10 protein-coding genes are annotated in these 11,881 nt (G+C 40.7%); 5 read left to right on the top strand and 5 right to left on the bottom strand.

Annotated elements, in window-relative coordinates:
* The first annotated feature begins 27 nt into the window (after positions 1–27).
* Together IRJ18_RS09090 and IRJ18_RS09085 are read left to right on the top strand one after the other, a co-directional pair.
* Positions 28–405, top strand: coding sequence for an STAS domain-containing protein (locus tag IRJ18_RS09090; RefSeq protein WP_194105866.1), 378 nt, complete (start codon positions 28–30; stop codon positions 403–405).
* A 21-nt stretch (positions 406–426) separates the two neighbouring features.
* A complete protein-coding gene (locus IRJ18_RS09085; RefSeq protein WP_194105865.1) occupies positions 427–1,338 on the top strand; it encodes a ribonuclease Z in 912 nt (303 codons plus the stop codon).
* Between the two features lie 101 nt (positions 1,339–1,439).
* On the opposite strand, the gene IRJ18_RS09080 is transcribed toward IRJ18_RS09085, so the two are convergent.
* Together IRJ18_RS09080 and IRJ18_RS09075 are read right to left on the bottom strand one after the other, a co-directional pair.
* Complete coding sequence (locus tag IRJ18_RS09080; protein ID WP_194105864.1) at positions 1,440–2,384, bottom strand: MlaD family protein; 945 nt, start codon at positions 2,382–2,384, stop codon at positions 1,440–1,442.
* A 23-nt stretch (positions 2,385–2,407) separates the two neighbouring features.
* A complete protein-coding gene (locus IRJ18_RS09075) occupies positions 2,408–3,289 on the bottom strand; it encodes an N-acetylmuramoyl-L-alanine amidase family protein (RefSeq protein WP_194105863.1) in 882 nt (293 codons plus the stop codon).
* Positions 3,290–3,341: 52 nt separating this feature from the next.
* Here IRJ18_RS09075 and IRJ18_RS09070 point away from each other — a divergent pair, with 52 nt between their 5' ends.
* From IRJ18_RS09070 to IRJ18_RS09060, 3 genes are read left to right on the top strand one after another with little or no spacing between them, the layout of a single operon-like run.
* Positions 3,342–6,068, top strand: coding sequence for a putative LPS assembly protein LptD (locus IRJ18_RS09070; protein WP_194105862.1), 2,727 nt, complete (start codon positions 3,342–3,344; stop codon positions 6,066–6,068).
* Positions 6,068–7,315, top strand: coding sequence for a competence/damage-inducible protein A (locus tag IRJ18_RS09065; RefSeq protein ID WP_194105861.1), 1,248 nt, complete (start codon positions 6,068–6,070; stop codon positions 7,313–7,315). The genes IRJ18_RS09070 and IRJ18_RS09065 overlap by 1 nt, the downstream gene beginning before the upstream one ends.
* 44 nt (positions 7,316–7,359) lie before the next feature.
* Positions 7,360–8,865, top strand: coding sequence for a dihydrolipoamide acetyltransferase family protein (locus IRJ18_RS09060; protein ID WP_194105860.1), 1,506 nt, complete (start codon positions 7,360–7,362; stop codon positions 8,863–8,865).
* Between the two features lie 48 nt (positions 8,866–8,913).
* Here IRJ18_RS09060 and IRJ18_RS09055 read toward each other — a convergent pair whose 3' ends face one another.
* Genes IRJ18_RS09055 through IRJ18_RS09045 form a run of 3 tightly spaced genes read right to left on the bottom strand, consistent with a single transcriptional unit; the run spans position 8,914 to position 11,799 of the window.
* Entirely contained in the window at positions 8,914–9,705 is a 792-nt protein-coding gene (locus IRJ18_RS09055) for a polysaccharide deacetylase family protein (protein ID WP_194105859.1), read from the bottom strand.
* Positions 9,686–10,639, bottom strand: coding sequence for a glycosyltransferase family 2 protein (locus IRJ18_RS09050; RefSeq protein WP_194105858.1), 954 nt, complete (start codon positions 10,637–10,639; stop codon positions 9,686–9,688). The genes IRJ18_RS09055 and IRJ18_RS09050 overlap by 20 nt, the downstream gene beginning before the upstream one ends.
* Positions 10,636–11,799 carry a glycosyltransferase family 87 protein gene (locus tag IRJ18_RS09045; RefSeq protein WP_194105857.1) on the bottom strand — a complete coding sequence of 388 codons (1,164 nt, stop codon included), beginning with the start codon at positions 11,797–11,799 and terminating at the stop codon, positions 10,636–10,638. Before IRJ18_RS09045 ends, IRJ18_RS09050 begins: the two co-directional genes overlap by 4 nt.
* Between the last annotated feature and the right edge of the window lie 82 nt (positions 11,800–11,881).

The following is an 11,881-nucleotide window of genomic DNA, read 5'->3' as shown; positions in this document are numbered from 1 at the left end:
AGCTTTTTAAATTATTAGGTATACAACATGAAATTTGCTGTTGATAAACACGAAAAATATGTACTGGTTAAATTAAATGAATCGAAGATTAATTCATTAATTACACCACAGTTAAAATCTGAATTGATACTGATCAATGCTGAGGGTCAACGGAATATCGTGCTTGATCTGTCGCAGGTTAAGTTTGCCGACTCATCTGGCTTAAGTAGCTTATTAGTTGGGCACCGCCTTTGCAAAAACGCCGAAGGTTCATTCATTATGGTAGGGCTTAACGATGCCGTGGCACGCCTGATTACTATATCACAGCTGGACACCGTATTAACAATTGTACCCACAGTTGAGGAAGCTATCGATTTGATCTTTATGGAAGAGATTGAAAAAGAATTAAAAAAAGAAGCAAAATAGCCTCATGATTGTTAATCGTTCATGAAATTCGAAGTAACGATACTTGGAAGCAGTTCAGCAACACCTATTTTTAACAGAAACCCCACTTCACAGGCGCTAAACATAAACGAGCGCCTGTATCTTATAGATTGCGGCGAGGGCACACAACAACAAATGCTCCGTTTCGACATTAAAGCCAGTCGCATAGATTACATTTTTATTAGCCACCTGCATGGCGATCATTACCTGGGCCTTGTAGGTTTACTATCATCGCTTCACCTAAACGGCCGTACCAAGCCACTTCATATTTTTTGTCCCGCACCTTTAAAGGAAATTATCGATCTGCAGTTCAAATATTCGGAAACCACTATCCAATATCCGCTTGAATATACTTTTATTGACCCAACCCAGCCAACCAAGCTTGTAGATAACCAGGATATTATTATTGAAAGTATTCCCCTTGACCACCGGATTCCATGTACAGGCTTTTTATTCAGGCAAAAAAAGCGCCTGCGAAAGCTGATCAAAGATAAAATAGAAACTATAGACATACCTGTTGAATATTACTCGCGTCTTAAAAAAGGCGAAGACTTTACCGATAGCAATGGAAAGCTTTATAAAAACGACGAACTAACATTAGATTCTGAACGGCCTAAAGCTTATGCCTATTGTTCTGATACACTTTTTAATGAAGCTTATTTTAACCAGATATCTGGTGTGGATCTATTGTATCACGAAGCCACCTTTTTACATAATATGGTAGATAGGGCAGTGGAAACACATCATACAACTGCCCTGCAAGCGGCAGAAGTAGCGGCAAGGGTAAAAGCCAGAAAATTGGTTATTGGTCATTTCTCGGCCCGCTATAAAGCACTTACCGAATTATTAGATGAAGCCCGCAGTATTTTTTCTGAAACAGAATTGGCAATCGAGGGAAAAACATTTGTGATTTAATTTGCTTCGCGTCATTAGTCATTTCGCTACGCTGTCACTAGTCATTAGAGTTTTTGCAAAATAATTAAAACAACATCTGAGATAGAAATTCTCACTAATCACTAATCCTTCTTTCCCCCAAATACCGAGAAGCTCACGTAGCGTTTTGGATGCGCTTTAAGGTCGATAAGTAAATTATCAAGGCTTTTCGCCGAATTATTTAGGTTATCGTATAGCTTGGTATCGTTCATTAACAACCCTAACGAGCCATTGGTGCTGTTAGCCTTTGCCATAACGGCCTGCAGATCGGCCATGGATTTGTTCACATTATCCAAAGTTTGTTTAATGTTTGAATTTGCCATATCCGCGCTTACTTTTTTGAAGTTGCCGGTAAGGTCGTTCATGTTACTAACTGTGGTTTTTAACCCGTTTGAAGCAACTTCCGCGTTAGTTAAAATTCCGTTAATATGGCTGGTTTGTGAACCTACCAGGGCATCTATTTTTTTTGTAGTACCCTCTAATGTTTGTAATGAATTGGCAATACTTGCAAAACTGCGGTCTACGTTTTTTTGAAATTCTGGATTTAATATTTTGTTTATCGCCGCCAGCGATGAGTCAACTTTGCCAATCAACAATTCCGCTTTGCGCTGAATAGGTTGCAGGCTTTCGGCAAGGCTACCTTGAATATCAGCACGTAAGGTATCTTTATTTTCCGCGTATTCTTTACTATTGCCTAATTCAAATACAATGGCTTTGCCACCTAACAGGTCGGTGCTTTCAAGCCGGGCCAAAGTGTTAGTAGGTATATTATAATCGGGCTCAATTTTAAATTCAACAATGGTAGATCCATTGGGTTGCAATTTCATATGCGATACCCGGCCTATCTGAAACCCGTTAACCAGCACCGGTTTAGAAACAGTAAGGCCTTCTACACTTTTATATATCGCATAAAATTTATTCGATCGCGAAAAAACATCGCTGCCGCGTAAATAACTATAGCCAATAATTAGTATAGCAATGCTAACTGCTGTTAATGCGCCAATTTTTGTTTCGTTAGATATTTTCAAAATAGATGTTTAATTGTATATAATCATTTTCCTGCACCAGTTGTTTGCTCCACCTCGTTTTTATAAGCTTTTAGTGCACGTATAAGGGTGGCTACAATTTCATTCTGACCGGTTTCTGAATTCATATAAGCTTCATCATCAGGGTTGTTAATATAACCCATCTCTACCAGCACCGCCGGCATACCGCTACGAGCAAGCACCAATACGCTTTGCTCGCGCACACCTTCACTTTTCCTGCCATCCGTGTGTACAAATTCATCATTCACTAAATTCGCAAAACGCAAACTTTGTTTTCGGTATTTATCTTTAAATGCGTTCAAAAGGATGATCGAGGTCGGGTCGTTAGGGTTCAGATCAGCGTTGTCTTTATAATTTTTATCCTCAAATTCATTCTCCCTAATGGCCGCTTCCTGTTCACCAACCCGGCGATAAACGTATACTAAAAGTAAAACACCTTTGCCCGATCTATCAGGTACACGTATTTTTTTGCCGTGTGCACCACGTACAATCCTGTCAGATAATGAATTACAATGCAGTGAGATAAACAATTGTCCTTTATTCTCGTTAGCTATATCGGCACGTTTTTGCCAAAGCACATCAGCATCGCTTGTGCGGGTCATAACTACTTTAATATCGGGCAATTCTTTTTGTATGGCCGCTTGCAATTTAAAGGCTACCGCAAGCGTTACTTTACTTTCCTGTGAATATTCGCCTGATGCACCCCTCCATGTACCGTTGCTCATGCGGCCGTGGCCGGCATCAACAACAACTGTTTTAAGTTTATAGGCTGGGGCAAGAACAGTATCACCGGGATTAATTTTAGACGTTTTAAACGAGAATAGCGTTAACGAAACTAATGATAGCGATAAACCATAAATCAATCTTTCTAATGCTTTATTTTTCATTATTTTTGAGCGCTGTTAACCATATCTGCAAAATTAGTATTCATAATCGATTTTGAAATTTATACGACTTTTTTTTCTGCTCGCAATTGTATTGTTATTGAATGAGATTGCCGCTGCGAATAAAAGCGCATATTACGGTTATGCTTTAGCTAAAGATACGATAATTAAGCTGGATTCGGTTAAAGACCGTAAATTATTGCGTTTAAAAAAGCCAAAAAACAGTACAAAACTACAGGATACTGTAAAGAAAAGGAACGATAAAGCCCCCGCCGATACCGGAACCATTAGCGAATTAACTACTGCCACTGCTAAAGATTCTTCATATTTCGATCAGGAACATAAAATGCATTACCTGTATGGTGAGGCGCGCGTAACATATGGCGATATGGAGCTGGATGCAGATTACATACGGGTTGATGAAAAGAAGCACCTGATATTTGCCAGTGGCCGCATTGACCCGAAAACCCATCGATACGTAGGCAGACCCATATCAAAAATGGGCAAGGAAGAAAAAGCTGTTACATCCGATTCGCTTTTGGTTGACTATACTACAAAAGGCGGCAAGGTTTGGAATGGTGCAACCGAACAGGATGGTAACTATTTATCAGGAGGTAAAGCAAAAAAACTGAAAGGTGATGAGGTGGCGTATGAGAATGTATTATTAAGTACCTGCGATCTGCCTTATCCCTATACCCACTTTGGTATTGTTATTACAAAAGGTATTGCTGAAAAAAAGAAGATCATATCATCCATATTTTATCTTGAAATTGAAGGTGTCCCTTTACCCATAGGCCTGCCGTTTGGCTTTTTCCCTAAACCTGATTCCAGAGCGTCCGGATTTATACTGCCAACTTTTGGAGAGGACGCCAAACTGGGTTTTTACCTGCGAAACTTTGGTTACTATTTTGGTATTAACGATTATATAGATTTAACAACCCAGGGCACATTTTATTCAAAAGGATCGTACGAGGCCAATGCCGCTGCCCGGTATACTAAGTTATATAAATACAGTGGATCGGTAACACTTAGTTATGGCTCGCACAACTATGGCTTAGAGGGCGATCCGGCACAAAAAGATTTTAATGTTCAATGGTCACATAGCCAAAACGCCAGCGCTCACCCTGGTACTACTTTCAGCGCTTCGGTAAATGCTGGTACATCAAGTTTTTATCAAAACAATCCGGCCACAACCAACTATAGCTTACAACAGTTGACCCAAAATAACCTGCATTCAAGCATTGCATTTGGTAAAACATGGGAGGGCACCCCGTTTAACTTTACAGCTAACATTTCCCATAGCCAGGATTTGACCCGTAAAGTAGTTACACTAGAGTTGCCCAGTTTCAGCTTTAATATGTCCACCATCAGCCCTTTCGATCCAAAAGACCGCGTAGGTGAACAAAAATGGTATCAAAAAGTTACCGTAGGGTACAGTTTACAAGGGACCAATAAACTAACTAATATACCTGAAGCCGACTTATTTAAAAGTACAACCCTATCTAAGCGGTTGCAAAATGGGTTACAGCACCAGATACCCGTAGGTTTAAACCTAAATGTGTTGAAGTATTTCCAATTTAATACTAACGTAAATTATATAGACCGCTGGTACTTTCAAACTACTAATAAAAGGTTTGCGCGTGGTAGTTTGACCGGATTGGACTCTATGATAGTTGACACTGTTCCGGGCTTTAAACGTGTGGGAGAATACAGCCTTAGTGCCGGCCTATCCACCAAGGTTTATGGTGTTATAGCCTTTAAAAACAGCAAAATAAAAAAAATAAGGGATGTTATTACGCCAAGCATTGCGTTCAACTATCGTCCTGACTATACGAGTTTAAGTTATGGTTATAACCGCGTAGCTGTAAGTAATGCCACAATACCATATCCTGCCGCAATACAACGTTATTCTATTTTTGACCAGGGAATTTATGGCGGGCCAAGTGGTGGTCGGTCAGCAGGATTAAGCTTCTCTGTAGATAACACAATTGAGGCTAAGGTGCGGGCTAAAAGTACCGACACGTCCGGTCAGGACAGGAACGTGCCAATTATACAAGGCCTGTCGGCATCCACATTCTATAACTTCGCAGCCGATTCGTTTAAACTTTCCCCTATTAGTTTTAGCGGCCATACGGCCATTCTGAACCAGAAAGTTTCCATTAGTTTTGGCGGTACATTAGATCCATACCAGGTAAATGTGCGCGACTCTATTTCTAACAACCAGGTAGTGCGGTATACACAAAGATTAAATAAGTATACCTTTCAAAACGGCAATTTCCCGTTCCTTACCGCTTTTAACCTTTCAATGGGAGCCAGTTTGAACCCCGAAGCATTTAAACCTACAAAACCAACTAATCAGCAACTGCCAAATACGTTGAACAACCTGAATGCAGAGCAGGCTAATAAGCTGGCCCAGATAACAAACGACCCAAACGCGTATGTTGACTTTAATGTGCCGTGGAATTTATCTTTAAGCTATAGCTTTAACTACAATAATGATAGACTGAATACTGTAATATCAAATACAATGCAGATAAGCGGCGATTTAAGTATTACGCCAAAGTGGAAGGTAACCTACACAACCAACTACGATTTGAAAGCTTTAAAGTTTAGTGACGCTACATCATTTGGCATCTACCGCGACCTGCATTGCTGGGACCTTTCCATGCAATGGATCCCTTTTGGGTACTATAAATCATACAGTGTAACATTGAAGGTAAAAGCTTCCATATTACAAGATTTGAAACTGAGCAAACGAAAAGACTATTATAACAATTTATAATGCTTGCAGAAATTATAACCATAGGCGACGAGATATTGATCGGTCAGATAGTTGACACCAACTCGGCCTGGATTGCCCAGGAACTAAACAAAATAGGGATAAGGGTAAAACAAATATCATCCGTATCTGACGATCGCAGCCATATATTGAAAGCACTGGCAGAAGCCCACAACCGAGCTCAGATCATCCTGATAACCGGAGGCTTAGGCCCAACTAAAGATGATATCACCAAAAGAACACTGGCCGAATATTTTAATGTTGGTTTTACAGAAAATGCGGAAGCGCTGGAAAACGTACAGCAGTTATTTAAAAAGTATAACCGGCCGTTGTTGGAAGTTAACCGGTTGCAGGCCCAGATACCTGAAAATTGCGAAGTGATACTGAATAAAAATGGTACAGCGCCGGGTATGTGGTTTAACTATGATAGCAGGGTATATGTATCGATGCCTGGTGTGCCTTTTGAAATGATGTATATGATGGAAGACCAGGTACTGCCAAAATTAAAGGCATCATTTAAACTACCTGTAATTATACATAAAACCATACTTACGGTGGGCGAGGGCGAATCATTCCTGGCAGAGCGAATTGCTGACATTGAAGATAGTTTGCCTTCGCATATTAAACTGGCTTATCTGCCCAAGTTGGGGCAGGTGCGGCTGCGTTTAAGCGGATATGGAGATGATGAGGTTTTATTGCAAAAAGAGCTAAACAGTTTTGCTGATCAATTATTATTTCGTGTAGCAAATGTGGTAGTTGCTGAAGAAGATATATCGCTGGAAAAAGCCATTTTAAATAAAATGGAGGCCAGGGGTTTGACACTATCTGTAGCCGAAAGTTGTACAGGTGGATATATATCACATTTATTTACGCAACATCCGGGATCATCAAATGTGTTTTTTGGTGGTACGGTATCCTATTCTTACGAATTAAAAGAAAGCGTGCTGGGTGTAAAGAACGAGACATTATGGCAACACGGCGCAGTTAGCCTGGAAACAGTGACCGAAATGGTCGAAGGCGCAATTTTAAATTTTAAATCTGATTATGCCATTGCCGTAACCGGTGTAGCGGGGCCTGGTGGCGGTACACCCGATAAGCCTGTTGGAACTGTTTGGATAGCAGTAGCTTCGGCCACAAAAACAGTAACAAAGAAATTCACATTTGGTAATAAAAGGCTACAAAACATCGAAAGGAGCGCAATTTCGGCATTAGGAATGTTGAATACTTTACTAAGAGAAGTGGAAAACTAAGGGTTGAAATTGTTATTTTTGACCCATCTATACTGAATTTTACTATGTCTAAATACCAATTGTTGCTACCAAAAATGGGCGAGAGTGTTGCGGAAGCAACCATCATCAGGTGGTTAAAATCTCCTGGCGACCGTATAGAGGCAGACGAGGCAATAATGGAAATTGCAACCGACAAGGTCGACTCTGAAGTGCCCTCGCCGGTAAGCGGAGTACTTGCCAAGCAATTATGCAATGAAAACGATGTGGTACAGATTGGTTCGGTAATTGCCGAAATAGAAACCGGCGCCATAGCAGAACAGAATAACACTCCTGCGACTCCCGCTCCGGAACCAGTTGCACCTGCTTATAAAGAATCTTTCCCGGCTAATGATGTAGTTGAATTTGAAGATACAGCTATTCCAGGGGTAAGTCAGCTCGCAAAAGAAGAACCTGCCGTGCAAGCGCAGGCTTATAGTAACGGCGACCGGTTTTATTCGCCGCTGGTTAAAAATATCGCTGCGCAGGAACGCATTAGCATGGCTGAACTTGACCGCATTCCGGGTACAGGTTCTGATGGACGATTGACAAAAGACGACCTGCTAAATTATATTAGTAAAAGGCAGCGGGTACAAGGTAATAAGGTGCCTACTCCGCAGCCAAAGCCACAAGGCCAGTCTGCAAGGCCACCTCAGCCACAGCAAAATCCCCCTCAGGCCCAGCCACAAGCAGCGTCAGCGCCGAAACCTGTTGCTCAGCAGCAGCAACAACCAAGGCCAGCACAAGCTGCGCCGCAAACCGCTAAACCGGCCCAGCCAACACAACCACAGGCCGCCCAGGCCAAACCGGCTTATATACCGGCCGAAGGTGACGAAATTATTGAAATGGACAGGATGCGCCGCTTAATTGCCGACCACATGGTAATGAGCAAGCATACATCGCCGCACGTAACATCGTTTGTAGAGGCTGATGTGACCAACTTGGTTAAATGGCGCGATAAGGTTAAAAAGGGCTTTGAGGCACGCACCGGCGAAAGGATCACTTTTACCCCGATATTTATTGAGGCGGTTGTAAAAGCAATTAAAGATATGCCGCTGATAAATAGTTCTATCAACGGTACACAGATCATTAAGAAAAAAGATATTAATATTGGTATGGCTACGGCTTTGCCAAGCGGTAATCTGATAGTGCCTGTAATTCATAAAGCGGATGCACTGAACCTGACAGGTATTACCAAATCGGTAAACGACCTGGCTAACAGGGCGCGTGCCAATAAGCTACAACCCGACGAAGTGAAGAACGGTACGTTTACCTTAACCAATGTTGGTTCGTTTGGCAACGTAATGGGGACACCTATTATTAACCAGCCACAGGTTGCTATCCTGGCTATTGGTATTATCAAAAAGAAACCGGCGGTGTTAGAAACCAAAGATGGTGATGTAATTGCCATCAGGCATATGATGTTCCTGTCCTTATCTTATGACCATAGGGTAGTGGATGGCTCATTGGGCGGATCGTTTGTGCGCCGTGTGGCCGATTACCTGGAAAATTGGGATATGAACAGGGAGATATAAAATAGCAGATCAATCAGTTAATATACCTTTACTAAAAATTGCCGGAATTTACTTCCGGCTTTTTTGTATGATCTCGGCGGCAAAATCACCGGTACGTTTAAACTGGTAGCCTTTTTTTTGCGCCCAATTAATAAAATATTTTATCCGACTGATAAAATCCTCACCAGTGTTGCGCATTACATAACCAGGGAAACCATACTTTTCGGGTTTGTGCAGATCGGTAAATTCCCACGGATGAAAATACAGATTTAAGTAGCCATCTTTACGATGCGTAGCGTTACTTAACCATTGCAACATAAACATGGGAAGATTATGAAAACTCAGCCAAAACAAAGGGAAGCGTATTAGGGGTGATACCGATGAAGGTATTTGCAGCACGCCATCCTGCCAAAACCAGGTACGCGGGCGCTTAAAGTTATTATACCTGCCAGGCAGCCAGGTTGGGTTGATGGATGAATTGTATTTATAACCTGCTTTATGGATCTCTTTTTCATCAACAGGCATCATACGGGCCATACGATAGCCTTTAACAGGGGTATCGGCAATTTGTTCCAGCACTTTTTTTGAGGAGGCTAAATGTTCAGGAATAAACTCAGAATGAAAGTAACCATGTGAAGCTAACTCGTGACCTTCCTCAACTATTTTTAAAATGATATCAGTTTTATTTTTAGCATAATTGGCCGTACAGTAAAATGTTGCCTTAATATTTGCTTCACGTAAAATGTTAAGAATAGCCAATGTGCCCTCGGTTGATATGGCCAACTGATCTTCAAAACTAATACTTTTGCCATACTCAAACGGCATGTCAAACTCTTCTATATCAAAGCTTAGCAATATCATTATTTACTTTAACTAAATTGGTTGACCGAACAATATAATTAGGACGGTTTTTGGCTTGCATAAACATTTTACCCAGATATAAACCGATTATACCTAACACCATTAATTGGACGCCGCCAAAAAACACAACCGATGCCAATACAGATGCCCAGCCGGGGACTTCATGCCCATACATCAACGTCCAGGCGATATAAGGGATATAACACAACGACATAAGCGAAAAAAACGCCCCTATGCCTATGGCGATATTTAATGGGCGTACGCTAAAGGCTGTAACACCTTCTACCGCGAACCTAATCATGCGCTTAAGGGTATATTTACTGCGCCCTGAAAACCGTGCATCAGCTTGGTAATTGATGGCATATTGCTTAAAACCAAGCCATTTTATTAACCCGCGTATAAATAAGCCATTCTCGTCCAAACTAACCAGTACGTTAGCTACTTTTCGGTCTATCAGTCTGAAGTCGGCTGTCCCTTTTTCCAATTTGGTATCGGAAAGGGAGTTGATCATATTATAATATATTTCAGATGACTTGGTTTTGAAATAACTAACCTCATCCTGATATTCGCGGGTAGTATAAACTACATCATAACCCTCTTCCCACTTTTCAAGGAATTGCGTAATCAGTTCAGGAGGGTGTTGCAAATCACCATCCATGCTGATGATAGCATCGCCATCGGCATAATCATAACCAGCCTTTAGCGCGTTCTGGTGACCGAAATTGCGGGAAAGTTCAAGGTAATATAAGTTATCATCCTTGCTATTTAATGATTTCAGAATTTCCAGCGTATTATCCGAACTGCCATCATCAATAAAAATCACTTCATAACGATAGGGTACAGTTTTTAATACTGCAGTTAACCGTTGCACTAATTCGGCAATGTTACCGGCTTCGTTAAATGAAGGTATTACTATCGATATTTTTTTATTCATACAGCCGGTACTGTTGTGTCACGCGCAAAATCGCGGGTTAAAGTTTCGTAAATTATTTTTAGCCATATCACAAAACAAGGCAATGCTTTTAAGGCATAAGGCTTAACATATTCCCTGTTAATAAACCTCGGAAACAGGTCGGACGGTGATAAACTGGTTATAATTAATGCAAATATGAGCAAAAAAATCTCAACCGGCTTCATAGGCCTGTCCAGGTTCATAAACCAAATGCCAACACCAACAAACGCGATGATGTAAGTAGGCGATTCGGAACCTGTACTAAATATCACTGTAAACAATAGGCTAGATGCTAATATCAGTAATTGATAATCTATTTTTTTAAAGCTTTTTATACGCACATAAGATAATGCGAACAATAGCATTCCCGGTAGTATGACAAGCATATTTGATAGCTGCGGATAATTAAATATTCGCCGGATCATCCCCATCACCGAAATATCCTGCATGGTTGAAAATTCATTATGGACGTTTTTTTCGCTTAAGCTTAAATACCAGTCTTTATAACATTGCACCACAAATGCCGGTGATGAAAACAACATTGGTAATGCAAAAAGTATGATCGACCAAAACAGCAGCGATAGTATCAGTTTTAGTTTATTATCTGAAAAGAAGAAAAATGCCAATCCAACAATACCATATAATTTAACGTAAGTACCGGCAATAATTAATAAGGCTGCCCAAAAATCTTTTCCGTTCCTGATGAAAATGAAACTTAGCAGGATAATTGAAGTCATGATAGGGTTAAACTGTACGCTGTAACTGGCTGTCATTAATTCGTGTGCGCAGATAAGCAGAATGGCGTAGCGATAATCTATCTTAAATGGCAACAATAAAATAGCCCGGTATAAAATAAAGGCGTTAACCGTTGTCCATAAAATGGCGGCAATACCGTCAGGGAGAAAAGTAAAAGGTGCAATCAGTAAGGCAAACAGCGGCCCGTAGTGGTTGGTATCTGCGTAATAAGGCTGCGGTGTATATAAATTATGCTGATGCAGCAGATTAATAAACGTGTATTTGTAAATGAGGTAATTATTAATGGAATGCGCGAAAACCATTTTTACTACTGCGAAAAGGCTAAGCCCAAACCATAGTACGGTTATAAATATTTTATTGGTAAAAAGTTTATAAAGTTTCGACATTAACCGGGGATAGTCACCTATTTGTGTGGTAAAGATAAAGTTAAATATTATGTGGTGAAAATTGGTTCAATAAAAAAGGCTC

Origin of the sequence: Mucilaginibacter boryungensis (genome assembly GCF_015221995.1) — a bacterium.
GTDB lineage: Bacteria > Bacteroidota > Bacteroidia > Sphingobacteriales > Sphingobacteriaceae > Mucilaginibacter > Mucilaginibacter boryungensis.
The sequence above is the reverse complement of the archived record's forward strand: the minus strand, read 5'-3'. Positions and strand labels throughout refer to the sequence as shown.